This is a genomic window from Cupriavidus sp. WGlv3, assembly GCF_023952475.1.
GTDB classification, from domain to species: domain Bacteria; phylum Pseudomonadota; class Gammaproteobacteria; order Burkholderiales; family Burkholderiaceae; genus Cupriavidus; species Cupriavidus phytorum.
The window spans coordinates 600,161-623,633 of record NZ_JALHRX010000001.1 but is presented as its reverse complement, the minus strand read 5'-3'; the positions used below and the strand labels follow the sequence as shown (position 1 = coordinate 623,633).

Below are 23,473 nucleotides of genomic sequence, written 5' to 3'. Positions count from 1 at the left end.
GTGGTGACGCCGGATCGCGGCCGGGTGAGTGCCGCCGCGCGGGCAAGGATCAGGACGTGAACCGGCCTTCCAGCCGATGCAGCGAACCGGGATGCACCAGCCGCACCGACGTCACCACGCGCCCGGCGGACCAGGTGCGGCGGCGGATCAGCAGGCACGGCTCGCCGCGTTCGATGGCGAGCAGCTCGCATTCTTCCGGCAGCGCCAGCACGGCCTCGACCACATGCTCGCCCTCGGTCAGCGGGGCGATGCGCGACAGGTACTGGTAAGGGGTTTCGCTGCTGAAGTCCTGCGCCAGGTAGTCGGGGGCGACCACCGCATTGACGTAGCGGTCTTCCAGCTGGATGGCCACGTCGTCCTCGTAGTGGACGATCACCGAATGGAACACCCGCGCTTCCAGCGCGACCTCCAGCGCCGCGGCCTGCGCCGGACCGGCGCGCTCGGCCGCCAGGCTGATTACGCGGGCGCGATGGCGGTGCCCGCGCGCGGCGATGTCGTCGGCGATATTGTTGACCGCATACAGCGCGGTGCGCCGCTTGGGCTCGGCGACGAAGGTGCCGACGCCCTGCAGCCGCACCAGCATGCCCTCGGCGGTCAGCTCGCGCAGCGCGCGGTGCACGGTCATGCGGCTGACGCCGAGCGCCTCGACCAGCTCGGTCTCGGACGGCACGCGGTGATGGGGCGGCCAGCTGCCGTCAGCAATCCGGCTGCTGATGTGCTGCTTGACGCGCGCATACAGCGGCGCCGGCATCGGGTCGGACACGAGCGACAACGGGTTCCCCTTGGTTTCGGTCAGGCGGCCGGGTGGCCACGCGGACAGGCGCCGAATGTATCACGGCCGCTGCGTGGACAGACCGGCGGGCTATGAGGCCTGCGCGTTGCGCTGCGCGTAGCCGGCCAGGAACACGTCCAGCGCCACCGGCCGCCCGATCGCATAGCCCTGCGCGTAATCGACGCCGATCGCGCGCAGCGCATCGAGGGTGCGTTCGTCCTCGACCCACTCCGCCACCGTGCGCACGCCCAGGCGGTGGCCGATGTCGTTGATCGAGCTGACGATCTCGCGGTCCACCGCGTTGTCGGCCAGTTGCCGGATAAAGCTGCCGTCGATCTTGAGGAAGTCCACCGGGAACTGCTTCAGGTAGGCGAACGACGACAGGCCCGAGCCGAAGTCGTCCAGCGACACGGTGCAGCCGGCGCGCCGCATCTCCGCCACCAGGCGGTTGGCCGCGGCCATGTTGTTGATCAGCGCGGTTTCGGTGATCTCCAGCCGGATGCGGCTGGCGGGCAGGGCGCTGGCCTCCAGTTCGGCATGCAGGAACGGCAGCAGGAAGGGCTCGCCCAGCGAGTTGGCCGACAGGTTGATCGATACCGACAGCCCCGGCACCGCGCCCAGCCGTTCGCCGTAGCCGCGCAGCACGTTGCGGATGACCCAGCGGTCGACGTGGCCCATCAGGTCATAGCGCTCGGCGGCCGGAATGAAGGCGCCGGGCAGGATCAGCTCGCCGTGCTCGTCGACCATGCGCACCAGGATCTCGATATGGCGGTGGCCGCTGCCATCGTCTTCGTGTTCCGGCTGCAGCGCGCGGATCTCCTGCGCGAACAGGCGGAAGCGGTTGGCCTCCAGCGCCGAGTGGATGCCGGCGGCCACTTCCAGCTCGCGGTGGTGGCGGCGCGCGTCGCTTTCGTCGCGGCGGTACACCGAGACCCGGCTGCGGCCCGCGGCCTTGGCCGCATAGCAGGCCACGTCGGCACGGCTCATCAGCTCGCTGACCGGCGGCACGTCCAGGTCGATGGCGGCGATGCCGATGCTGGCGCCGACGTCGTACACGCGCCCTTCCCACGGGAAGCGGCGCCCACGGATGGCATCGATCACGCCCTGGCACACCTGCTCGGCCTGGTCCACGGTGCAGTCCTTGAGCAGCAGCGCGAACTCGTCGCCGCCCAGGCGCGCCAGCACGTCGTCCGGGCGCACATGGTTGCGGATCAGGTAGCCGAGCTCGCGCAGCAGCACGTCGCCGGCGCCGTGGCCGGCGGTGTCGTTGACGATCTTGAAGCGGTCCAGGTCGATAAAGCACAGCGCCGCGCGATGGCCGTGCATCCGCGCCGCGTCGCACGACTCGCGCAGCCGCTTCTCGAACCAGGTGCGGTTGGGCAGGCCGGTCAGCGCATCGTGCATGGCCGAGCGCGCCAGCTCGCGCTGCATCGCGCGCGCGGCGGTGATGTCCTGGAACACCAGCACCGCGCCCAGCACCTCGCCGCGCGCGGTCAGCACCGGCGCGGCCGAGTCCTGCACGTCGTGGCGCTCGCCGGTCAGGCTCTGCAGCACCGCGCCTTCCTGCAGGTAGGCCGGCGTCAGGGTGCGCAGGCAGGCCTCGACCGGGCTCGGGATGGGCTCGCCGCTGCTCTCGTCGACGATGCGGAAGACCCGTTCCAGCGGCAGCCCGGTGGCGGCGGCCATGGTCCAGCCAGTCAGCTGTTCCGCGATCGGGTTCATGAAGGTCACGTGCATGGTGGCGTCGGTGCAGATCACCGCATCGCCGATCGAACGCAGCGTGATGTGCAGGCGCTCCTTCTCCTCGAACAGCGCCTCGGTCAGCCGGCGCTGCTCGGTGGTGTCCCAGTTGGTGCCGACCAGCGCCTGGGCCGTGCCGTCGGCGCCGCGGGTTGCCATCGCCATGGCGCGCACGTGGCGCACCTCGCCGCCCGGGCGCACGATGCGGTATTCGGTGTCGAACGCGGCCTCGCCGCGGATGGCGCGGCGCATCTCGCCGCGCACGCGGCTGACATCGTCGGGATGCAGCAGCGCTATCCATTGCTCCGACAGCGGCGCGCCGCCGATGGGGTCGGTGCCGTGCAGCGCATGCATGCGCGCATCCCAGGTGATGCCAGCGCCGGCCAGGTCCCATTCCCAGATGCCCACGCCGCCGGCTTCGACCGCCAGCTGGATGCGTCGCGACAGCCGTTCCAGCTCTTGCTGCGCCAGCTTGCGCGCGTGGATGTCTTCCACCTGCGTGATGAAGTGCTGGGGCTCGCCGGTTTGTTCATCGCGCACGAGCGAAACCGCCAGTAGCACCCAGCGGTAGTGGCCGTCCTTGTGGCGGTAGCGCTTTTCCAGGCGATAGGCCTCGACCTTGCCCGACAACAGGTTGGCCACCTGGCGCAGGTCGCCGGTCAGGTCGTCGGGGTGGGTCAGTTGCTGGTAGCTCAGCTCGCGCAGTTCGGCCGCGCTGTAGCCGAGCAGCTCGGTCATGGCGCGGTTGACGGTCTGCCAGCGGCCGTCCATGTCGACCAGCGCCATGCCGATGGCCGAATGCTCCATGGCCTGGCGAAAGCGCTTGTCGCTGCTGCGCAGGCTGGCGCGGCCGTGCCGGTTCTGTTCGGTCAGGTAGGCAATGCAGACCGGCAGCACCATGATCACCGCGGCCGACAGCGGCACCGCTTCATGGCGGTGCGACAGCAGCATCAGCGCCTGCAGGCACAGCGTGGCCACCAGCGCCAGCAGCGCGGTGGCAAACGGATTGCCGGCCAGCGCCAGCAGCACCAGCGGCAGCGACATTGCCGCGAACGGGTCGTGGCCCTGCCACTGCGCGAACGCGCCGATGGCCAGGCTCAGCGCCAGCGCGCCCGCCTGCGGCGCCAGCATCGGCCGCGCGGCGGCGGCGCGCACGCGCACCGCGGTCATCGACAGCATCAGCGGCAGCAGCAGCGCCATGCCCAGCGCGCTGGCCTGCCACCAGGTCCACCACACCGGCGCGAAGCGGCTGCCCGCGACCGCGGCGATGGCCGCCGCGCCGGCGCTGGCCCCGACCATCGGCGCCAGGATGCCGCCGACCGCCAGCATCACCGCGAACGCGGCCAGCGGGCCGTGGCGTCCGGTCACGCCATGCCGGTCCAGCAGGCGCAACAGCAGCAGCGCGGACAGCATCTCCGCCAGGTTGGCGCCGGTCAGCATCAGCGCCGTGCCGACGCTGTCGCCGGCACCGTGGTTGGCCAGCACGCTGGCCACCAGCATGCCGGCCAGCAGCCACGGCGCCTCCGCGCGCGGCCGCTGCAGCAGCAGGCCCAGCCCGAACGCATTGGGCAGCCACACCGAGGCCACGGTGCCGGGCAGCCGCGCCAGCCACAGCGCCGCCGCCGCCAGCACAAAGTAGCAGGCGCCGGCCAGCAGCAAGGGCAGCCAGCGGCGCGGCGCGGCGGAAGGGGCTGGGGCGGCCGGAAGGCTCGGCGGGGCCGTGTCGGGCGTCATGGACGAGAGCGAGGCAAAGGCGGTGCGATGCGGGTGGGAAGGAGGCGGCGTGACCGGCGCGCCCGGCGGCACGCCCCCGAAACGCCCGGACAGACTGCCGCCCAGCGTAGGGGCAATGTAGCGAGGATAAGCGCGTGGCCATCGGCAGGACAGGGGGCAGGTTGGGGGGTTACTTGCCGCTGGTGTCGGGGGCGATTTTTTGGTAGGGCGGCAACAGCCGGGGTCCGCGATGCCGGTATCCGCGCCGATAACCTCCCCGGTAATCGCGCCGCCGCGCCCCCGCGCCGATCATGCAGCCATGGCCTGACGCCAGGCCCGAGTCCCTGACCACCCAACCCAAGGAGAACGCCATGTCCGCTGCCACCCAGTCCCCCCAGGTCGACCACGCCGCCACCCTTGCTGACCGCTACCTCGCCGCCTGGAACGAGACCGATGCCGCGCGCCGGCGCGAGCTGATCGCGGCGGCGTGGACGGAAACGGCTTGCTATGTGGATCCGCTGATGCGGGGCGACGGCCATGCCGGCATCGACGCGATGATCGCCGCGGTGCAGGCGAAGTTTCCCGGTTTCCGCTTCACCCGCGTGAGCCCGGTCGATGCGCACGGGGAGCACCTGCGCTTTACCTGGGAGCTGGGCCCCGCCGGCGAAGCCGCGCTCGTGGTCGGCACCGACTTTGCCACGGTGTCGGCCGATGGCCGGCTGGCGCGCATGACCGGCTTCATCGACCGCGCCCCGGCCGGGCTGGCCTGAGTGCCGCCGGCGCTGCACTATGTTGCCTTTCCCACCGACAGCCCCCGGGGCACTGGCCGCAAGCTGCGGCATCCAGTGCGGCGGACAGGGGAAGGCAAATGGCGCGGGTTCTGCGGATGGCGGCATGGGGGCTTGCCGGCACGGCCGTCGTGGTGGCCGCGGCGGCGTACGGCGCGGCTTGGGTAGGGGAGCGCAAGGCACAGCGCGTGGTGGAAGTCCCGGTCGCCCCCGTTGCCATCCGCGACGATCCCAGCGCCATCGCCCACGGCAAGTACCTGTATGAATCGCGCGGCTGCATGGAATGCCATGGCGCCGGCGGGGGCGGCAAGCAGGTAATCGACGACCCCGGCGGCCTGCGCGTGCGCGCGCCGGACCTGACCCGCGCCAACCCGGCCATTGCCGCTTACGAGCCAGTGGACTGGGTGCGCAGCATCCGCCATGGCGTGGCGCCCTCGCTGCGTCCGCTGCTGGTCATGCCGAGCGAAGACTACAACCGGCTCAGCGACGAGGACCTCGGTGCGCTGATCGGCTACCTGCGCAGCCTGCCCGCGGCGATGGGCGCGCCCGCCGAGATCACCATGCCGTGGCTGGTGCGCGCCCTGTATGGCGTGGGGGTGGTGCAGGACGCGGCTTCCAAGATCGACCATAGCCTGCCGGCGCAGGCGGCGATAGTGCCCGAGCCGACGCCGCGCTATGGCGCCTACGTGGCCAATGTCTGCCTGGGATGCCACGGCCCGGAGTTTCGGGGCGGCAAGATCCCGGGCGCGCCGCCCGACTGGCCGCCGGCCGCCGACCTGCGCCCCGCGCCAGGCGGCGCCATGGCCCGCTACGGCGAGCCCGCCGCGTTCATCGAGATGATGCGCAGCGGCAAGCGGCCCGACGGCAGCGCGCTCAGCCGCGTGATGCCGTTCGATTCGTTCGGGCGCATGAACGATACCGAACTGACGGCCCTGTACCTGTTCCTGGCCGGCCTGCCGCAGCGCTAGCCGCGTGCCAGCCGGCGCCCGGCCGCGATGCCGGGCAGCTCGACCCAGCGGTGCAGCAGCCAGGCCAGCGCCAGCGCCAGGCCGGCGTCGATGGCAAAGCGCAGCAGCTGCATGGCGGTCTGGTGCGCGCCCAGCTCGGGCATCAGGCGCTTGACCGCTTCGATCACGGTGGGATGGGTCAGGTAGAGGGCGTAGGACAGTTCGCCCAGCCAGATCAGCGCGCGCGGCACGCGCAGCATGCCGGCGTGCTCGGCGGCGACCACGCCGGCCACCAGCAGCGCCGCCGGCAAGCCGCGTCCCGCCAGGCTGAAATCCGGCCCGACCATCGGCAGCGACAGCGCGAACGCCGCGCTGCCGAGCGCCAGCAGCGCGAGCGCTGACGCCGGCGTCAGCAAGTGGCGCCAGCGCGCATAGGACCACGCCAGCCCGCAGCCCAGCAGGAACTCGAGCACCAGCGGATTGCTGACCATGGCGAGCCACGGCGCCGCGAACGGATAGCCCTGCGTGGGATCGGCCACCAGCGCGCCGAAGCGCCACCACGGCAGCACCAGCGTGAACAGCGCGAACACCCCCAGCACCACCAGCAGCGCGCGCCGCCCGGCCAGCAGCAGCCCGAGCGCAAACACCGCGTAGAACGCCAGCTCGTAGTTGAGCGACCAGCCCACGTACAGCGCCGGATAGCCGTAGTAGGGCGCATGGCCGGTGGAAGTCGGCAGGAACGCCAGCGACGCGGCGAACGCGGCCGGCGTGACCGGGTTGAGCAGCAGCGCGTGGAGTGCCGACATGGTCCAGTACGGCGGCGCCAGCCGGCACAGGCGCCGGATCATGAAGCCGAGCGGACGCTCCGGCCGGGGCCGGGCCAGCACCCCGACCCAGGCGATGATGAAGCCGCTGATGACGAAGAACACATCGACGCCGACATGGCCGCGCTTGATCACGTTGTGGGTCAGCCAGTTCAGCACTGGCGCGTTGGCGCCGCCCAGCGTGAGCCCGGAGTGGTAGAGCACCACCAGCGCCGCAGCCAGTCCGCGCAGGGCCTGGATGCTGTCGAGCCGCGCTAACGAGGGTGACGAAGCGGCGCGGACGCGGGCTTCGGAGGAGACGGCCGTGCCGGGCGGGGCAGCGGCGCTGCGGGCCGGGGCGGTACCGGCTGCGGTCAACGAGTTTTCTGGAATAGTCGATGGCACTGTTTCAGCGGCAGGGATCGGATCACACCGGAATCCCGCCGGATGGAAAGGCAATCCATGAGGGACAGCCGTTCCTTGCACAAAGTTCGTGCAACCGGCGCTCACGGGCACGTTAGTGCGCACAGCGTCCGGCAAGGTGCCGCAAATTGCACTATCCTCACTTGTCCGTTGCGCCAGGCTGCGGCGCACAGGCAATGACCAGCGGGCAACGTACCCAAGGAGTGTCCCCCAAATGACCACCCTCTCCATCAACGTCAACGGCAAGACCCGTGAAGTCGACGTGGACCCGTCCACGCCGCTGCTGTGGGCGCTGCGCGACAACCTCGAAATGACCGGCACCAAGTTCGGCTGCGGCATGGCCGCGTGCGGTGCCTGCACCGTGCACGTCAACGGCCAGGCCACGCGCAGCTGCGTGACGCCGGCCTCCGCGGTCGCCGGTGCGCGCATCACCACCATCGAAGGCATCGGCACCGACCGCGTCGGGCGCGCCGTGATGGACGCGTGGCTCAAGCACGATGTCGCCCAGTGCGGCTATTGCCAGAACGGCCAGGTGATGAGCGCCGTCGGCCTGCTGCGCAGCAAGCCGCGGCCCACCGATGCCGACATCGACCAGGCCATGGCCGGCAACCTGTGCCGCTGCGGCACGTACCAGCGTATCCGCGCGGCGATCAAAGACGCCGCCCGTGCGCTGGCCTGAGCGGGAGCGAACCGATATGCGTATCCGAGGCATCGAAGCCCTGGCTGGCGGCCAGGCAGGCAATAGCGGCGAAGCGCGTGGCGACGCCGGCGTGGCGACGCTCGACCGCCGCAGTTTCTTGAAGCTGACCGGCCTGGCCGGCGGCGGGCTGGCGCTGGGCGTGGCACCGCTGGCGCAGGCGCAGGAAGGCGCCAAGCCCAAGGCGCCGCCGGCGGCGCCGCAGGCGTTCCTGATCATCGCGCCGGACAACACCGTGACCGTGGCGGTGAACCGGCTCGAATTCGGCCAGGGCGTGCATACCGCGCTGCCGATGGCGCTGGCCGAAGAGCTGGATGCCGACTGGCGCAACGTGCGCGCGGCGCTGGCCCCGGCGGGCGACCCGTACAAGGATCCCGGCTTCGGCATGCAGATGACCGGCGGCTCCACCGCGCTGAACCACTCGTTCCAGCAGTACCGCGAACTCGGCGCGCGCGCCCGCGCGATGCTGGTCGCGGCCGCGGCGCAGCGCTGGAAGGTCGATCCGGTCAGCTGCAAGGTGGAGCAGGGCGTGGTCACGTCCGGCAGCCAGCGCGCCACCTTCGGTGAACTGGCGCCGGCGGCGATGGAGCTGCCGGTGCCGCAGCAGGTCACGCTGAAGGACCCGGCGCAGTTCCGCATCGTCGGCAAGCCCACGCCGCGGCTCGATGCGCGCGGCAAGATGGAAGCGACCACGCCGTTCGGCATCGACACCCAGCTCAAGGGCATGGTGGTGGCGGTGGTGGCGCGGCCGCCGCGCTTCGGCGGCAAGGTGAAAAGCCTCAGCGCCGACAAGGCCCGTGCGGTGCCGGGCGTGCGCGGCGTGCTCCAGGTGCCGGTCGACCGCGGCGGCAGCGGCGTGGCCGTGGTCGCCAGCGGCTACTGGCCCGCCAAGATGGGCCGCGATGCGCTCGAGGTCCAGTGGGAGGACGCCGGCTCGAAAGTCTCGTCGCAGGCCTTGTTCGATGAATACGCGAAGCTGGCCGGCCAGCCCGGCACGGTCGCGCGCGCCGGCGAGGGCGATATCGCCGCGGCGATCCAGCGCGCGCCGCGCAAGATCGAGGCCGACTTCCGCTTCCCGTACCTGGCGCACGCGCCGATGGAGCCGCTGAACTGCACGCTGCAGCCCGAGGTGGCCGGCGGCAAGGTGCAGTCGGTCAAGGTCTGGGTGGGCTCGCAGTTCCAGACCGTCGACCAGGCCGCGGTGGCCCGCACGCTCGGGCTGGCGCCGGACAAGGTGGTGCTCAACACCATGATGGCCGGCGGCGGCTTCGGCCGGCGCGCGGTGCCGACCTCGGACTACATCGTCGAAGCGGCCAACGTGCTCAAGGCCTGGGTCGCCGCGGGCCACACCGAGCCGCTCAAGGTGGTGTGGAGCCGCGAGGACGATATCCGCGGCGGCTACTACCGCCCGCTGCACCTGCACCGCGCCCGCATCGGCCTGGACGCGCAGGGCAAGGTGGTGGGCTGGCAGCACACCATCGTCGGCCAGTCGATCCTGAAGGGCACGCCGTTCGAGCCGTTCATGGTCAAGAACGGCGTCGATGCCACCATGACCGAGGGCATCGTCGAGAACGACTACGACCTGCCGCTGCAGATGTCGGTGCACCATCCGCAGGTGGACGTGCCGGTGCTGTGGTGGCGCTCGGTCGGCAATACGCATACCGCCTTCGTCAAGGAAACGCTGGCCGACGAGATGGCCGCCGCCGCCAAGCAGGACCCGGTGGCGTTCCGCCTGGCGCGGCTCGACGAAAAGAAGCACGCGCGCCATCGCGCCGCGCTGCAGTTGGCGGTGGACAAGTCCGGCTACGGCAAGCGCAAGCTGCCCAAGGGACATGCCTGGGGCGTCGCCGTGCACGAGTCGTTCAGCACCGTGGTGGCCTATGTGGTCGATGTCTCGGTGGTGAAGGGCGAGCCGCGCGTGCATCGCGTCACCGCCGGCGTGCATGCCAACCGCGTGGTCAATCCGTTGTCGGCCGAAGCCCAGATCCAGGGTGCGTGCGTGTTCGGGCTGGCCATGACCCGGCCCGGGTTTGCCATCGAGATCGACAACGGCGCGGTGAAGAACAGCAACTTCCCCGACTATCCGCCGCCGCGCATCACCGACGCGCCGGTGGTGGACGTGTTCTTCGTGCCGTCGCAGGACAACCCCACCGGGCTGGGCGAACCCGGCGTGCCGCCGATCGCGCCGGCGGTGGCCAATGCGCTGTTCACGCTGACCGGCAAGCGCCAGCGGCAATTGCCGTTTGTGATGGCCTGAGCGCGGCCGGCCGGGCAGCATGGCGCTGTTGTAATCGCGCCAGTGTCCGCCCGGCCGTGGCAGCACCTATTGCCTTTGCGGGGCGAGCCGCGTAGAACGGGGAAAACCGCGCGCGCCACGCTGCGCGGCAAAGAGTGACCCCCGCATCGCCCCCGCCGCCGCGTATCGCCCGGCCCGGGTGCCGTGCCCGGAGACCGAGGTGTGATCATGGAGACCCAGGAAAGTACCCTGACGCTGGCGCTGATGACCGAACCTGCACGCATCCGCATCTGCCGCGCGCTGCTCGAAGCCGGCGAGGCCGGGCTGCCGGCCACCGACCTGGCGCAGGTGGCGCGACTGAGCCTGGGGCGCGCCGGCCATGTGTTCTCGGAGCTGGTGCAGGCCGACGTCCTGGCGCTGTCGATCCAGGAGCGGCGGGTCTGCTACGTGCTGAAGGCGCGGCGCGCGGTCACCGAAGCGCTGGGCTATATCGACGCCAGCGGACTGGCCGACTGACACGGCTAAACGGGCCCCGCGGGGCCCGTTTGCATTGGTGCGGCGGTGAGCGCCGCGACCGCTGCGTCACTGCTTGGGCGCGGTCATTTCCTGGCGGGCCGCTGCGTCCGCCGCCTTGTTCTCGACCTTGCGTTCCTGCTTGGCAGCGCCGACTTCGTCCTTGTATTCGCCCTTGGCGGCCTTTTTCTTCGCCTTGTATTCGGCGGCGGCCTCGCGGCGTGCCTCGCGGCGCTCGACCAGCGGGTCCTTCGGCGGCTGGATCTGGGTCACGCCGGGCGCGGCGCCGGGGCCGGCGGGGCTGGCCGCGGTGGCCGGCACGGCAGGCGTTGCAGGGGTTGCCGGCGTGGCGGGGGTGGCAGGCGTGGCGGTCTGTGCGATGGACGCGGCGCAGCTGAGGCCTGCCAGGCCTGCCGCAATCACGCTGGCGATTCGGGTATGGCGAGCGGCTTGTTTCGGATCCATGGAATACCTCCAGGGTTAGGGTCGGAAGCGCCGGCCGGTCGGGGCCCGGCGCGCCGTATGCCGCACATGCCCGCCTGGCGGGCCTGCGGCGACAAGGCCAGTCTAGGCAGCAGCCCGGCGTGGCGCTGTCGGGCAGGCGCCGATGAGACGCCGGAATTGCTCCTACAAGCGCGCAGTCGCGGCCGCGCACACCGGTTTAAGGCATCTTTCATTTCCTTTAATTCCGCGGCAAGAAGATTCACTTCTGCGGACGCGGCACTTCCGCCACCATGGCCCGCAGGAAGCGTGACGCCGCGGTCCGCCAGCCTGGACCAGCTGCCGATGACGCTGTTGTCACGATGCTGTCGTAGCGTGGAATGGCCCAGGACCGGATGAGGGAATCGATGCGAGCGCAAGGCCCCCTGGTGTTGATGTTGCTGGCCGGCCTTGCGGCCGCGCCGGAGCCCGCGCTGGCGCAGACGGAGCCGGCGTTTCGCGTGGTCGGCACCAATGTGCAGAAGCACGCCAGTGCGGTGCTGACGCTGATGTCGTTTGCGGTGGTACCGGACCTGGCGTCCAGCTCGCTTTCGATCAGCAGTGCCAGCACCGACAACCCCGACCTGACCCTGTGGCAGCTCGGCGGGGGCTTTACGCTGAGCCAGTCGTTTCCGCTCTATCTGGAAGGGTCGATCGCCTACAACCGCTACGACCCCGCCTTTGTCGCCTCCAACGGGGTGGAATCCCGCAAGCTGCCGGCCAAGTGGAACACCTTCGCCGGCACCGTTGGCGTCGGCTGGGATTTTCCGCTGATCCCCAGCAAGGAGCTGGTGTTCCGCCCCATCTTCAACGCTTCGCTCGGCCGCGTCGCCAGCGACCTGTCCATCGCCCAGTTCGCGGTCGAGCACAAGACCGAGCGCGACATCGCCTTCCTCGACGACGGCGTCATGAATGCCTATGGCCTGGGCGGATCGGTGATGCTCGACTGGGAAAGCCACCGCGACAACCGCGATATCGACGTGGAACTGCGCTATACCAACATCTACCTGCGCAGCTTCGGCGACTCGTCCGGCCTGGAGGCCTCGTCCGTCGCGCAGACCGCCAGCCTGTACGCGCGCTGGCGCGCGCCAACCGGACTGCGCGCGCTCGACCGGCCGGTGCGCTACGTGCTGGAGCTGTCGCACTCGCATTACCTCGGCAACCAGGCCGGGGCGCTGGGGTTCAACTACCTCACCACGCTGGGCACCGGCCTGGAACTCGACACCAGCGCCCACGAAGTGTTCGTGACCCGGATCCGCGCGGTGGTGCGCTACGTCTTCGGGAATGGCGTCTCGGGGGTGTCGTTCGGGCTCGCCGCGAGTTTCTAGCGTTCCCTGCACGCGAGCCGAGTCAGTCCCTGGCTACCCTCTGCGGCTGGCGCTATCGCTTGCGCCGTTCAGTCGATGGCGTGGCGGCATCGACCGCCGGCACGATCACCGCAATGGCGTCACGCACCAGCGCATCGATCTCTGCATCGTCCGGACGGATGCCGGTGGCCAGCGTACGGTGCAGCACGCTGGCCAGCACCATGCCATGGAACAGCCTGGCGCTGACCTCGGGACTGGCCGAGAGCCGCGTGCCTTTGGCCTGCTGGCTGCCAAGGAACGCCGCCACATAGGCGCAGGTCGCCGCCGGACCGCGCGTATACCAGGCGTTACCCAACGCGGGAAAGCGCCGCGATTCCGCGAAGATCAGCCGCAGGAACGCCAGGTGGCGTTCCTCCAGCAACGACTGCAGGAAGCTGTGCGCGATCTTGCCGAGCCCCTGCGCCGCATCGCAGTGCGACACATCCACGCCCTTCTCGGTCTTTTCCAGGAAGCGGTCGCACAGCCGTTCCACCACCGCCACGAACAAACCGTCCTTGCCGCCGAAATAGCTGTAGACGTTGGTCTTGGAGCCCCCGCACGCCTTGACGATGTCGTCGAGGCTGACGCCGTCGTAGCCATGCTCGAGAAACATGTCGGCGGCGGTGCTCAGGATCAGGGCGCGCTTCTCTTCGCCACGGCGCGTCATGCGCTGGGGCGGGCGGTGCGAAGGGGTGTCGGTATTGCTTGCGGGTGATGCCATCGGGTAGCCGGGAATGACAAGGGGGCGCTGTCGCCCCGCGCAGTCTACCAAATGCATGCGCGCTCCAAGCGGCCGCCAGGCCGACGGCCATTTCTTCAAAGAATTTGATAAACACACTCTAACAATTCTAGTACCATACGGTACGGTTTAACTATAGTTGGATCGTGAGAGGCGCGCGGCATGGGCCCCGCCGGACACGAGGTTCTTCTCAATGGAAAAGGAGCATGTGATGAAAAAAGCATCGATTGGCGCAGCGCTGACGGTAGTGATGGCGGCCGGGGCGCAAGCCGCGGTGCGCGCCCCCGAGGTCTACACAAACGGTGGGCATGTCGCCGAGGCACTGCAGCGTTCGCAGTCGGGCCGCCTGGCTGACGAGCAGTTTCGCCGGATTGCCGTGCGCAAGGCCGATCCGTTCACGGATGGCGCGCGGCAAATGGATCCGTTCACCGACGGCGCGGTGCGCCAGGTGGGTCTGTTTACCGACGGCGCCCTCGCAAAGATTGGCAATGCGGACCTGTTCACGGATGGCGCCTGAACGGCATGCCGGTCCTGCACGCCGAAGGGCAGTGCCGGCCGCACATGATGAGGGCGGGTGCGGGTTTACCGTTCTTGCGGAGCTCCGCACCTCCACCTAAAATAATTCGTATATCGCATTATATTGCGCACAGCGCAAAAATGGAGACGACGTGGCGGAGACGATACACCCCCGGGCAGCCGGGCAGACCAGCATCGCGCAGGTGGACATCCACGGCGTGTCGGTACATGGGAAAGACCTGAGCGAGGCTTTGATCGGCAAGACCGGCTTCACTGCCTACTTCCTGTTCCTGCTGATCGGCCGCGAGCCTGACGCAAAGCTGGTGGCGATCACCGATGCCTGCCTCGTCGCGATCGCGGAGCATGGCCTGGTCCCCTCGGTGCAGGCCGCGCGCATGACGCTGGCCGCCGCGCCGGATGCGTTGCAGGGCGCGGTGGCGGCTGGCGTGCTGGGTTGCGGCTCGGTGATCCTGGGCGCATCGGAAAGCGCGGGCCACTTGCTGGCGGAAGTGCTCGCCGGGCGAGAACACGGCACGCTGGCCGAGAGCGCGAACTCCGTAGTCCGGGCGGTGCGCCAGGCGCGCAAGCCGCTGCCCGGCTTTGGCCATCCGACGCACAAGCTGGGGGATCCGCGCGCGCACCGGCTGCTGGCCGTTGCGCGTGAACTGGACATCGCCGGTGATCACGTGGCCGCGCTGGAAGCGGTCGCCGCCGCCGTGCCCGAGCACTACAGCAAGCCCCTCCCGCTCAATGTTTCGGGCGCGATCCCCGCTGTCCTGCTGGACGCAGGCTATCCCGCCACCGCGCTCAAGGGCGTGCCGCTGCTGGCGCGCGTGGCCAGCCTGATCGCCCACTTGCAGGAGGAACGCCGCCAGCCGATCGGCTTCATCCTGGCCGATGCCGCCGAACACGCCATCGCCTACAGCGCCGCGCCGGCGCAAGCATCATGAACGCGCCCGCCACCCACATCGGCACGATGGCGCCGCTCGACGTGCTCAGGCAGTACCCGGCGCACGACTTCACGCTGACCGGTTTCCTTGCGGCCCGCGTGGCGGCGCATCCGGACAAGCCGGCATTGCTGTTCGAGGGCGAGACCTGGAGCTATCGCGAACTCGAGGCCCGGATCGCGCAGGCCGCACAATGGCTGGCGCAGGCCATGCACGTGCGCCGCGGCGACCGCGTCGGTGTGCTGTCCCCCAACCATCCGTCCACGGTCGTGCTGATGTTCGCGCTGGCGCGCCTGGGCGCGACCATGGTGCCGGCCAACCCGGAATACCGTCTGGACGAGGCGCTGTACGTGTTCGAGCATGCGCAGGTGTGCGGGCTGGTATGCGCGCCGGCCACGCTGGAAACCGGCGCGGCCATCGTCCGCGCGCTCGGCGGCGAAGTCTGGCTGCGCGCCAACGAGTCCGGCGACCATGGCGTGCCGACGCTGGAGCAGTCGATGGCGGCGGACACCAATGAATTTGCCGATGAACTTGCCGCCCACGGCAGCGACCGGGACACCGCGCTGATCATCTACACCTCCGGCACGACGGGCTTCCCCAAGGGTGCGATGCACAGCCACCGCGGCTACGTGCTGACCGCCGAAGCCTTCGTCGGCCGGTTGCAGTTGCAGCCCGACGAGCGCGTGATGTGCGTGATGCCGCTGTTCCATATCAATGCGCTGATGTATTCGGTGGGCGGGGCGCTGGCATGCGGCGGCTGCCTGGTGCTGATGCGCAGGTTCTCGGCGTCGTCGTTCTGGCGCTTTGCCGCCGAGACCGGCGCGACGGAGGTGAACCTGGTGGCGGCGGCGGGCAGCATCCTGGCCCGGCGCCCGCGGGCCGAGTTCGTGCCCGGCCACCGCATCACCAAGATGTTTATCGCGCCGCAGACCGGGGAAATGGTGCGCGTGATGAAGCACGAGTTCCACGTGCCGCGCCTGATCGAATGCTATGGCATGACGGAAATCCCGGGCGTGATCGCCAATCCGTTCGACGGCCCGCACAAGCTCGGCACCATGGGCCTGATCTCGCCGCATCCGGATCCGGCGGTGCCGCTGCCGCAGGCCCGCATCGTCGATGACGAGGGCGGCGAAGTGGTTCCTGGCGGCGAGGGCGAATTGCTGATCCGCACGCCCACGCTGATGCAAGGCTACTACCGCGACCCGGTGCAGACCGAGGCGGCGTTCCGCGACGGCTGGTTCGCCACCGGCGACCTGGTGCGCCAGGACGAGGACGGCTACTACGTCTTTGTCGCACGCAAGAAGGATGTGATCCGGCGCAAGGGCGAGAACGTGTCGGGTGCCGAGCTCGACCGCATCTTCGGCGAACACCCGGCAGTGGAAGAAGCGGCGGCCATCGGCGTGCCGGCGGAGCTAGGCGAGGAAGAAATCCTGCTGGCGGTGCAGTTCCGCCCGGGCCAGTCGGCCGATGCGGCGGAGCTGCTCGCGTGGGCGCGCGCCCGCCTGGCCGTGCACAAGCTGCCGCGTTATATCGCCACCGTCGAGGCGATTCCTCACACGCCGACGCACAAGCCCGCCAAGCACAAGCTGAAGGCCGACCGGACCTTGCTGGCGCGCGCGATCGACCTGTCGGGCGCCAGCCAATAATCAGAATTATGGAGACAAGGATGAGCACCCAGGACAACTACACGCTGCAGCGCGCGCTGGACGCCATGTGCCCCGGCGCGCCCGGCTCGGACGCTACCCTGCAAGCACAATTCGGCGTGGCGCTACGGCATTTCCACGCCATGCTCGACGAGCTGCAGCTGACCGACGCGCAGCTCTATCGCATTGCCGCCTGGCTGGGCCGGGTGTCCGCGCAGGACGAGCTGATCATGCTGTGCGACATGATGGGCCTGACCATGCGCGCGCTGGACCTGGCGCGCACCGGCGACCAAGCAACGCCGCAGAACGTGACCGGCCCGTTCCCCAAGGACCAGGTCGCCGAAGGCAGCAACCCCTGCCACCTGGCGACGGCGGACGAGCCCGGGCAGCGGCTCGAGGTGCGCGGGCGCGTGCTGGATGCGCGCACGGGCCAGCCGGTGCCGGGCGCGACGCTGATCGTGTGGCAGCCCAACCAGTTCGGGCGCTACGAGAACGAAGACGACGCCCAGTCCGAAGACAACCTGCGCGGCAAGCTGCGCTGCGATGCGGAAGGCGGCTTCCAGATCTTCACGGTGCGGCCGGGCGGCTACATCATCGGGCGCGAGGACACCGAGGTCGGCGTGCTGATGCGGCGCCTGGGCCGCAACCGCCAGCGCGCACCGCATATCCATTACCGGGTGGTGCAGCCGGGATACCGCACGCTGACGTCGCAGATCTATTTCAAGGGCGACCCCGCCAACCCGGTCGACTGCATCTTCTCGACCATTAATGACCATATCGTCGAGGTGGGGCCCAATCCGCAGCGTGACGGCTACCAGTTGCTGACGCTGGATGTGGCGATCGAGCCAGAGGTGGCGGCCTGAGGTGGTGGGCTAAGGCGTGCGTCGCTCAGGAAGCCGCCAGGATCGAATGCGCCAGCGTGGGTGCCCGCCGGATCGCGGCCTCGATCATCGCGGCTGCTTCGCGCAGTGCCGGCAGCCGTGTCGCGACCAGCTCTTCGGGGCTGGTGCGCTCGGTCTCGGTGGAGCAGTTGATGGCGGCGATCACGCGCTGCTGCGGATCGCGCACGGGCACGGCGATCGACAGGACGTTGAGTTCGAGCTGGCCTTCCTGGACCGCATAGCCCTGTTCGAGCGTGCGTGCCAGCGCCGCGCGCAGCGCATCCGCATCGCTGAGCGTCTTCGGCGTGAATTTCTGGAACGGTGCCTGGTCCAGGACCTTGTTCTGCTGGGCCTTGGGCGCATGGGCCAGCAAGGCGAGGCCGAGCGAGGTGCAATGCACCGGCAGCCGGTAGCCGACCGAGGCGCGGAACGCGATGCGCCGTTGGCTGGGCACATGCGCCAGGTAGACCACGCTGTCGCCGTCGAGGATGGCGAGCGAGACCGAGTCGCGGAAGCGCTCGGCCACTTCCTGCAGGAAGGGCTGGACGATGTCGCGCAGGTTCATCGAGCTGAGGAAGGCGGCACCCAGCGACAGGACCTTGGGCAGCAGCACGAAGCGCCGCCCGTTGGCGCCGATGTAGCCCAGCGCCTGCAGCGTCAGCAAGGCACGGCGCGCGCTGGCGGGCGTCATGCCGGTGGCCTGGGCGACTTCGCTGAGCGTCATTTCCGGCGTGGTTTCGGTAAACGCCTGGATCACCGCCAAGCCGCGCGCCAGCGCCGCGACGTAGTCGCGGTGGCCTTCTTCGAGCTTGCGCGGGGTGTCGTGGTCGACGGGGGCGGTGGGTTTGGCGGCGGAAGTCATGCACGCATTCTATCCGCAACGTCCAGGCCGGAACAAAAGGCAGCTCCCCATTCCGGCGCCCGACTGGTGCCGGAATGGGAGGGCGTGCCGCAGTACTGAATTGAGGACCAGCAAGGAGACATCATGACCGACCCCAACCGCCCCGCGAGCCTGCTCGACAAGCTCTGGGCCAGCCACGTGATCCACCAGGAGGCCGGTGGCCCCGCGCTGATCTATATCGACCGCCACCTCGTCAACGAGGTGACCAGCCCGCAGGCCTTCGAAGGGTTGCGCCTGACCCGGCGCAAGGTGTGGCGCGCCGCCTCGGTGCTGGCCACCGCCGACCACAACGTGCCCACCACCGCGCGCAGCCAGGGCATCGCCGATCCGGTGAGCCGCGCGCAGGTCGACGCGCTCGACCGCAACTGCGAAGAGCACGGCATCGTCAACTTCGGCATGGACGACCTGCGCCAGGGCATCCTGCATGTGGTGGGGCCGGAACGCGGCGCGACCTTGCCCGGCATGACCATAGCCTGCGGGGATTCGCATACCTCCACGCATGGCGCGTTCGCGGCGTTCGCGTTCGGCATCGGCACCTCGGAAGTCGAGCAGGTGCTGGCTGCGCAATGCCTGTGGATGAAGAAGCCCAAGTCGATGCTGGTGCGCGTAGAGGGCGGGCTGGGCAAGGGCATTGCCGCCAAGGACATCGCGCTCGCGCTGATCGGTCGCATCGGCACGGCCGGCGCGACCGGGCATGTGATCGAGTTCGCCGGCAGCACCATCCGCGGCCTGAGCATGGAAGCGCGCATGACGGTGTGCAACATGGCGATCGAGGCCGGCGCGCGCACCGGCATGGTGGCCGTGGACGAGACCACGCTGGACTACCTGCACGGACGGCCGCAGGCCCCGCAGGGCCGGATGTGGGACGCGGCCGTCGAATACTGGCGCACGCTGCGCAGCGACCCGGGCGCGACCTTCGACGCCGTGGTCGATCTGGACGCCGCCACCATCCGCCCGCACGTGACCTGGGGGACATCGCCCGAAATGGTGGTGCCCGTCGGCGAACGCATTCCCGACCCGCGCGACGAGCGCGACCCGGTGCGGCGCAAGAGCATCGAGGCGGCGCTGCGCTACATGGGCCTGCTGCCGAATACGCCCATCGAAGCGGTCGCGGTGGACAAGGTCTTTATCGGGTCATGCACCAACGCGCGCATTGAAGACCTGCGCGCCGCGGCGCAGGTCGTGCGCGGCCGGCACGTGTCGCCGCGCATCCGGCAGGCACTGGTGGTGCCGGGCTCGGGGCTGGTCAAGTCCCAGGCCGAGGCCGAGGGGCTCGATCAGGTCTTTATCGCCGCTGGCTTCGAATGGCGCGAGCCGGGCTGCTCGATGTGCCTGGGCATGAACGACGACCGCCTTGCGGCGGGCGAACGCTGCGCATCGACGTCAAACCGCAATTTCGAAGGCAGGCAGGGGCCGGGCGGGCGCACCCACCTGGTGAGCCCGCAGATGGCGGCCGCGGCCGCCGTCGCGGGCCACTTCATCGATGTCCGCGCGCTGTAACACACAGAGGAAGCCGAGCAAATGAAAGCCTTTACCACATTGGATGGCCTGGTAGCGCCGCTGGACCGCGCCAATGTCGATACCGATGCCATCCTGCCCAAGCAGTTCCTGAAATCCATCCGGCGCAGCGGCTTCGGCCCCTACCTGTTCGACGAGTGGCGCTACCTCGATCATGGCGAGCCTGGGCAGGACTGCAGCACGCGGCCGCTGAACCCGGACTTCGTGCTGAACCAGCCGCGCTACCGCGGCGCGTCGATCCTGCTGGCGCGCGAAAACTTCGGCTGCGGCTCCTCGCGCGAGCATGCGCCGTGGGCGCTGGAAGACTTCGGCCTGCGCGCGCTGATCGCGCCAAGTTTTGCCGACATCTTCTACAACAACTGCCTGAAGAACGGCCTGCTGCCGATCGTGGCGGCGCCGGAGGTGGTCGACCGCCTGTTTGCCGAAGTGGCCGCCACGCCGGGCTACCGGCTGCAGGTGGACCTGGCCGCGCAGCAGGTGGTCACGCCGGCCGGGGAGGTGATCGCTTTCACGCTCGACCCGTTCAAGCGGCATTGCCTGCTCAACGGGCTGGACGATATCGCGCTCGCGCTGCGCCACGCTGCGCAGATCGACGCGTACGAGCAGGTGCGGCGGCAGCGCGAACCCTGGTTGTTCAACTGAACGGAGATCCGGCCGCCCGAGCCGGGAAACCTCACAACGATAGATGGAGACATGATGGATCGGAACACTCACACCCCTCGCGCGCTGTGCGCCGCCGTGCTCGGCCTGGCCTGCTTCGCCGGCGCAAGTTCCGCCCTGGCACAGGCCTATCCCGCACAGCCGATCCGCATGGTGGTGCCCTACGCACCCGGCGGCACGACCGACATCATCGCCAGGCAACTGGCCCAGCGCATGTCCGAGAAGCTACGCCAGCCGGTAGTGGTGGAGAACAAGAGCGGTGCCAACACCGTGATCGGGGCCGACGCGGTCGCCAAGGCGCAGCCCGACGGCTACACGCTGCTGCTGACCAACGACGCCACCTTCGTGCTCAATCCGGTGGTACTGCCATCGGTGTCCTACAACGTCGCGCGCGATTTTGCGCCGGTGGCGGCGATCGGCTATGTGCCGCTGGTGATGGCGGTATCGGGCAGCCTGCCGGTGGACAGCGTGAAGGAGCTGGCGGCCTATGCCAAGGCCCGCCCACAGGCGCTCAGCTACGGCTCGTTCGGGGCCGGCAGCCAGCCGCACCTGATGGGCGCGCTGTTCAACAAGCTGGCCGGCACGGACCTTGTGCACGTGCCGTACAAGGGCTCGGCGCCCGCGGTGGCCGATGTCGTCGGCGGACAGATCCTGATGACGTTCCCGGCGCTGCCGACGATCCAGAGCTTCGTCGCGGCGAAGAAACTCAAGGTGCTGGCGGTCAGCGGCGACAAGCGCACGCGCGCCTTGCCGCAGGTCCCCACCTTCGAAGAGGCCGGCTACAAGGAGATGAACATCTCCGCGGTCTACGGCGTGCTGGCGCCGGCCAAGGTGCCGCGCGCGGTGGTCGACAAGCTCAATGCCACCATCCGCGAAATCCTCGACGAACAGGACTTTGTCGAGAAGCACTTTGCGGCGCAGGGGATGGTGCCGATGAAGCTGACGCCGGAACAGTTTGCGCGCTACATCGAAACGCAGACGCAGCAGACGCGCAAGGTCGTTGCGCTGTCGGGCGTCAAGGTCGAGTAGGCCGGAAGGCAAGGACATGAAAGACGTGAATCACGAACGCACCTCGTCATCGCCGCGCATCGGCTGGATCGGCATCGGCGCCATGGGCAGGCCGATGTGCCTGAACCTGCTGAAGGCCGGCCACGCGCTGACGGTGTTCGACAAGGTGCCCACCCAGTGCGAGCCGGTCGTTGCAGCGGGTGCCAATGCCGCGCTGTCCGCGCAGGATGCCGCAGCGCAATCCGATGTGGTGTTCTCTACCATCTTCGATGACAGCAGCTTGCGCGCGCTGTTCCTGTCCGACGGCGGCATTGCCGCCGCGGCGGCCGCGGGCCAGGTCTTTGTCGACATGAGCACGGTATCGCCAGAAGCCTCGGCTGAGGTTGCCGGGGCACTGGCGCAGCGCGAGGCCAGCTGGCTGCGCGCGCCGGTGTCCGGCACGGTGTCGCTGGCCGCGAGCGCGCAGCTGAGCTGCTTTGTGTCCGGGCCACGCGAGGCGTTCGCTGCGGTGCAGCCGCTGCTGGCCTGCCTGACCGCGCGCCAGTCTTATGTCGGCGGCGGCGACGAGGCGCGCGTGATCAAGCTGATGATCAACATGATGGTGTTCATGAGCACCGCGGTGATCGGCGAAGGGCTGGCCTTCGGCGAACGCGCAGGGCTGGACCGCACGCTGATGGTCGATGCGATCAATGACAGCATCGTCGGCAGCGCGCACTACCGCACCAAGGCTGACAAGCTCAAGCAGCGCGAATACGGCGCAGCGGGCCCGATCTCGCTGGTGGTGAAGGACCTGGACCTGGCACTTGCCGTGGCGCGCGACAACGCCGTGGCGCTGCCGATCTCGTCGCTGGTGCGGCAGTACCTGGCGATGATGCAGCAGCGCGACCTGAACCATCTCGACATTGCCGCGCTGGCCGATGTGCCGGCCTGGAGTAGTGCGCCGGACGGGGAGGCGCGCTAGCCGCCGTCAACTGAGGCGCGCCACGAGAGCGCGCCCAGAACCCATGAATCATGACAAAAGGGATGGAGACATGAACCTCAAGCAAATCATCCGGACGCCGCACGGCGACCTGTGCGCGGCTGTCGCCGCAGTGATGTTCGGGCTGGCGCAGCAGCCGGCGCTGGCCCAGGCCCGGCCGGGCGCGGAGCCGGTGCGCATCGGCGGCCTGTTTTCAACGACCGGCGGCCTTGCCGCCGTGGGGCTGGCCGAGCGCGAAGGCGCGCTGCTGGCGCAGAAAGTCATCAATGCCCGCGGTGGCATCGGCGGGCGGCCGCTGGAGCTGGTCGTCGAGGACGACGGCTCCAGCCCCGATACCGCCGTGGCCAAGGCCAACGCACTGCTGCACACGCACAAGGTGCGCGCCATCGTCGGCCCGTCCGGCATCGCGCAGACGGTGGCAATCGGCGGCATCACGCAGGCGCAGAAGGTGCCGCTGTTTGCGTTCTCCGGACTCGGGCCGGCGGTGGAACGCGAGCGTACCTGCGTCTTCCACCTGACGCCCTCGCAGGAACTGAATGCGCGCGCGGTGCTGTCCTATGCGCGCGACAACGGGCTCAAGCGCATCGGCGTGCTGCACGATTCGGGCTACGGGCAGGTGGTGTGGAGCAGCATGAAGACGCTGGACCGCCAATACGGCGTCACCTTCGTGCAGGTCGAGAAATTCGAGATCGCCGCCACCGACGTCACCACCCAGGCTGCCAAGCTCAAGGCCGCCACGCCGGACGCGATCGTCGTCATCTCTACCTCGCCCGCGCCGTTCCGCAATGTGCGCCAGCTGAAGGTCGGCGCACCGATCATCTCCGTGCACGGCACCGCCACCTACGAGACCGTCAAGGGCATGGGCGAGGCCGCCGACAACATCATCCATCCCGAGTTCATCGTTTCCGAAGATCCGCTGCCGGGGCAGAAGGAGTTTGTCGAGGCTTACCGCAAGGAGTACGGCAAGCTGCCCAAGCATTTCGCGGCCGTGGGCTGGGATGCGGTGATGGCGCTGGCCAGCGGCCTGAAGGCGGCGGGCGCCGATGTGGCCGGCGACAAGCTCTGCAGCGCGCTGCGCCGGCCTTACCAGGGCGTCACGATGGGCTATGACTTTTCTGCGCCCGATATGGGCGGCATGACGCTGGCCGGCTTTACTTACTCGAAGCTGCGGAAGGGCCAGTTCGTGCGGCTGGACTACAAGGCCCGGCCCTAGCCGGTGTAGC

The 23,473-nt window shown here is 69.3% G+C and carries 21 protein-coding genes; 15 read left to right on the top strand and 6 right to left on the bottom strand.

Annotated elements, in window-relative coordinates:
• Positions 1-49: 49 nt before the first annotated feature.
• On the bottom strand, positions 50-751 hold the full coding sequence (gene hutC / locus MKD38_RS02940) for a histidine utilization transcriptional repressor HutC (RefSeq protein ID WP_172582611.1): 702 nt from the start codon (positions 749-751) through the stop codon (positions 50-52).
• Between the two features lie 111 nt (positions 752-862).
• A complete protein-coding gene (locus MKD38_RS02935; protein WP_252674568.1) occupies positions 863-4,246 on the bottom strand; it encodes a diguanylate cyclase in 3,384 nt (1,127 codons plus the stop codon).
• A gap of 350 nt (positions 4,247-4,596) precedes the next feature.
• Between MKD38_RS02935 and MKD38_RS02930 the strand changes: the two genes are divergently transcribed.
• Together MKD38_RS02930 and MKD38_RS02925 are read left to right on the top strand one after the other, a co-directional pair.
• Positions 4,597-4,995, top strand: coding sequence for a nuclear transport factor 2 family protein (locus tag MKD38_RS02930; RefSeq protein ID WP_252674567.1), 399 nt, complete (start codon positions 4,597-4,599; stop codon positions 4,993-4,995).
• Positions 4,996-5,093: 98 nt separating this feature from the next.
• Positions 5,094-5,981 (top strand): c-type cytochrome, encoded by an 888-nt coding sequence (locus MKD38_RS02925; protein WP_252674566.1) that lies wholly within the window; start codon positions 5,094-5,096, stop codon positions 5,979-5,981.
• Here the strand turns inward: MKD38_RS02925 and MKD38_RS02920 are convergent.
• Positions 5,978-7,024 (bottom strand): acyltransferase family protein, encoded by a 1,047-nt coding sequence (locus MKD38_RS02920; RefSeq protein WP_371925615.1) that lies wholly within the window; start codon positions 7,022-7,024, stop codon positions 5,978-5,980. The genes MKD38_RS02925 and MKD38_RS02920 overlap by 4 nt on opposite strands.
• A 376-nt stretch (positions 7,025-7,400) precedes the next feature.
• On the opposite strand from MKD38_RS02920, the gene MKD38_RS02915 reads away from it, so the two are divergent.
• From MKD38_RS02915 to MKD38_RS02905, 3 genes are all read left to right on the top strand, one after another.
• The gene (locus tag MKD38_RS02915) at positions 7,401-7,865 is read left to right on the top strand and encodes a (2Fe-2S)-binding protein (RefSeq protein ID WP_115706136.1); all 465 of its coding nucleotides are present in this window, start codon (positions 7,401-7,403) and stop codon (positions 7,863-7,865) included.
• Positions 7,866-7,881: 16 nt separating this feature from the next.
• Positions 7,882-10,140, top strand: coding sequence for a xanthine dehydrogenase family protein molybdopterin-binding subunit (locus tag MKD38_RS02910; protein ID WP_252674564.1), 2,259 nt, complete (start codon positions 7,882-7,884; stop codon positions 10,138-10,140).
• 207 nt (positions 10,141-10,347) lie between these two features.
• The gene (locus tag MKD38_RS02905; protein WP_092308394.1) at positions 10,348-10,635 is read left to right on the top strand and encodes a helix-turn-helix domain-containing protein; all 288 of its coding nucleotides are present in this window, start codon (positions 10,348-10,350) and stop codon (positions 10,633-10,635) included.
• 66 nt (positions 10,636-10,701) lie between these two features.
• On the opposite strand, the gene MKD38_RS02900 is transcribed toward MKD38_RS02905, so the two are convergent.
• The gene (locus MKD38_RS02900) at positions 10,702-11,097 is read right to left on the bottom strand and encodes a hypothetical protein (RefSeq protein WP_252674563.1); all 396 of its coding nucleotides are present in this window, start codon (positions 11,095-11,097) and stop codon (positions 10,702-10,704) included.
• A 383-nt stretch (positions 11,098-11,480) separates the two neighbouring features.
• Here MKD38_RS02900 and MKD38_RS02895 point away from each other — a divergent pair, with 383 nt between their 5' ends.
• Positions 11,481-12,440: a hypothetical protein gene (locus MKD38_RS02895; RefSeq protein ID WP_256504651.1), complete on the top strand. Its 960-nt coding sequence runs from the start codon at positions 11,481-11,483 to the stop codon at positions 12,438-12,440.
• 52 nt (positions 12,441-12,492) lie between these two features.
• Here MKD38_RS02895 and MKD38_RS02890 read toward each other — a convergent pair whose 3' ends face one another.
• Positions 12,493-13,179, bottom strand: coding sequence for a TetR/AcrR family transcriptional regulator (locus MKD38_RS02890; protein ID WP_252674562.1), 687 nt, complete (start codon positions 13,177-13,179; stop codon positions 12,493-12,495).
• A gap of 211 nt (positions 13,180-13,390) precedes the next feature.
• Here MKD38_RS02890 and MKD38_RS02885 point away from each other — a divergent pair, with 211 nt between their 5' ends.
• The 4 genes from MKD38_RS02885 to MKD38_RS02870 all read left to right on the top strand — a co-directional run bounded on the left by MKD38_RS02885 (position 13,391) and on the right by MKD38_RS02870 (position 17,166).
• Positions 13,391-13,714: a hypothetical protein gene (locus MKD38_RS02885; RefSeq protein ID WP_252674561.1), complete on the top strand. Its 324-nt coding sequence runs from the start codon at positions 13,391-13,393 to the stop codon at positions 13,712-13,714.
• A gap of 151 nt (positions 13,715-13,865) precedes the next feature.
• Positions 13,866-14,663: a citryl-CoA lyase gene (locus MKD38_RS02880; protein ID WP_252674560.1), complete on the top strand. Its 798-nt coding sequence runs from the start codon at positions 13,866-13,868 to the stop codon at positions 14,661-14,663.
• Positions 14,660-16,306, top strand: a complete 1,647-nt coding sequence (locus tag MKD38_RS02875) for a class I adenylate-forming enzyme family protein (RefSeq protein WP_252674559.1) — start codon at positions 14,660-14,662, stop codon at positions 16,304-16,306. The genes MKD38_RS02880 and MKD38_RS02875 overlap by 4 nt, the downstream gene beginning before the upstream one ends.
• Before the next feature lie 20 nt (positions 16,307-16,326).
• On the top strand, positions 16,327-17,166 hold the full coding sequence (locus MKD38_RS02870) for a dioxygenase family protein (RefSeq protein WP_252674558.1): 840 nt from the start codon (positions 16,327-16,329) through the stop codon (positions 17,164-17,166).
• A gap of 25 nt (positions 17,167-17,191) precedes the next feature.
• Here MKD38_RS02870 and MKD38_RS02865 read toward each other — a convergent pair whose 3' ends face one another.
• On the bottom strand, positions 17,192-18,046 hold the full coding sequence (locus tag MKD38_RS02865; RefSeq protein ID WP_252674557.1) for an IclR family transcriptional regulator domain-containing protein: 855 nt from the start codon (positions 18,044-18,046) through the stop codon (positions 17,192-17,194).
• A 123-nt stretch (positions 18,047-18,169) separates the two neighbouring features.
• Between MKD38_RS02865 and leuC the strand changes: the two genes are divergently transcribed.
• From leuC to MKD38_RS02840, 5 genes are all read left to right on the top strand, one after another.
• Positions 18,170-19,585 (top strand): 3-isopropylmalate dehydratase large subunit, encoded by a 1,416-nt coding sequence (gene leuC, locus MKD38_RS02860; RefSeq protein ID WP_252674556.1) that lies wholly within the window; start codon positions 18,170-18,172, stop codon positions 19,583-19,585.
• Positions 19,586-19,606: 21 nt separating this feature from the next.
• Positions 19,607-20,245 (top strand): 3-isopropylmalate dehydratase small subunit, encoded by a 639-nt coding sequence (gene leuD, locus MKD38_RS02855; protein WP_252674555.1) that lies wholly within the window; start codon positions 19,607-19,609, stop codon positions 20,243-20,245.
• Between the two features lie 54 nt (positions 20,246-20,299).
• Complete coding sequence (locus MKD38_RS02850) at positions 20,300-21,292, top strand: Bug family tripartite tricarboxylate transporter substrate binding protein (protein ID WP_252674554.1); 993 nt, start codon at positions 20,300-20,302, stop codon at positions 21,290-21,292.
• Positions 21,293-21,308: 16 nt separating this feature from the next.
• Positions 21,309-22,232: an NAD(P)-dependent oxidoreductase gene (locus tag MKD38_RS02845; protein WP_252674553.1), complete on the top strand. Its 924-nt coding sequence runs from the start codon at positions 21,309-21,311 to the stop codon at positions 22,230-22,232.
• Between the two features lie 70 nt (positions 22,233-22,302).
• On the top strand, positions 22,303-23,463 hold the full coding sequence (locus tag MKD38_RS02840) for an ABC transporter substrate-binding protein (protein ID WP_252674552.1): 1,161 nt from the start codon (positions 22,303-22,305) through the stop codon (positions 23,461-23,463).
• The last annotated feature ends 10 nt before the right edge of the window (positions 23,464-23,473 follow it).

Excerpts from the sequence above, each read along its gene's own strand:
- hutC (WP_172582611.1), bottom strand. The coding sequence starts at position 751 with ATGCCGGCGCCGCTGTATGCGCGCGTCAAGCAGCACATCAGCAGCCGG.
- MKD38_RS02935 (WP_252674568.1), bottom strand. The coding sequence starts at position 4,246 with ATGACGCCCGACACGGCCCCGCCGAGCCTTCCGGCCGCCCCAGCCCCT.
- MKD38_RS02930 (WP_252674567.1), top strand. The coding sequence starts at position 4,597 with ATGTCCGCTGCCACCCAGTCCCCCCAGGTCGACCACGCCGCCACCCTT.
- MKD38_RS02925 (WP_252674566.1), top strand. The coding sequence starts at position 5,094 with ATGGCGCGGGTTCTGCGGATGGCGGCATGGGGGCTTGCCGGCACGGCC.
- MKD38_RS02915 (WP_115706136.1), top strand. The coding sequence starts at position 7,401 with ATGACCACCCTCTCCATCAACGTCAACGGCAAGACCCGTGAAGTCGAC.
- MKD38_RS02910 (WP_252674564.1), top strand. The coding sequence starts at position 7,882 with ATGCGTATCCGAGGCATCGAAGCCCTGGCTGGCGGCCAGGCAGGCAAT.
- MKD38_RS02905 (WP_092308394.1), top strand. The coding sequence starts at position 10,348 with ATGGAGACCCAGGAAAGTACCCTGACGCTGGCGCTGATGACCGAACCT.
- MKD38_RS02900 (WP_252674563.1), bottom strand. The coding sequence starts at position 11,097 with ATGGATCCGAAACAAGCCGCTCGCCATACCCGAATCGCCAGCGTGATT.
- MKD38_RS02895 (WP_256504651.1), top strand. The coding sequence starts at position 11,481 with ATGCGAGCGCAAGGCCCCCTGGTGTTGATGTTGCTGGCCGGCCTTGCG.
- MKD38_RS02890 (WP_252674562.1), bottom strand. The coding sequence starts at position 13,179 with ATGGCATCACCCGCAAGCAATACCGACACCCCTTCGCACCGCCCGCCC.
- MKD38_RS02885 (WP_252674561.1), top strand. The coding sequence starts at position 13,391 with ATGGAAAAGGAGCATGTGATGAAAAAAGCATCGATTGGCGCAGCGCTG.
- MKD38_RS02875 (WP_252674559.1), top strand. The coding sequence starts at position 14,660 with ATGAACGCGCCCGCCACCCACATCGGCACGATGGCGCCGCTCGACGTG.
- MKD38_RS02870 (WP_252674558.1), top strand. The coding sequence starts at position 16,327 with ATGAGCACCCAGGACAACTACACGCTGCAGCGCGCGCTGGACGCCATG.
- MKD38_RS02865 (WP_252674557.1), bottom strand. The coding sequence starts at position 18,046 with ATGACTTCCGCCGCCAAACCCACCGCCCCCGTCGACCACGACACCCCG.
- leuC (WP_252674556.1), top strand. The coding sequence starts at position 18,170 with ATGACCGACCCCAACCGCCCCGCGAGCCTGCTCGACAAGCTCTGGGCC.
- leuD (WP_252674555.1), top strand. The coding sequence starts at position 19,607 with ATGAAAGCCTTTACCACATTGGATGGCCTGGTAGCGCCGCTGGACCGC.
- MKD38_RS02850 (WP_252674554.1), top strand. The coding sequence starts at position 20,300 with ATGGATCGGAACACTCACACCCCTCGCGCGCTGTGCGCCGCCGTGCTC.
- MKD38_RS02845 (WP_252674553.1), top strand. The coding sequence starts at position 21,309 with ATGAAAGACGTGAATCACGAACGCACCTCGTCATCGCCGCGCATCGGC.
- MKD38_RS02840 (WP_252674552.1), top strand. The coding sequence starts at position 22,303 with ATGAACCTCAAGCAAATCATCCGGACGCCGCACGGCGACCTGTGCGCG.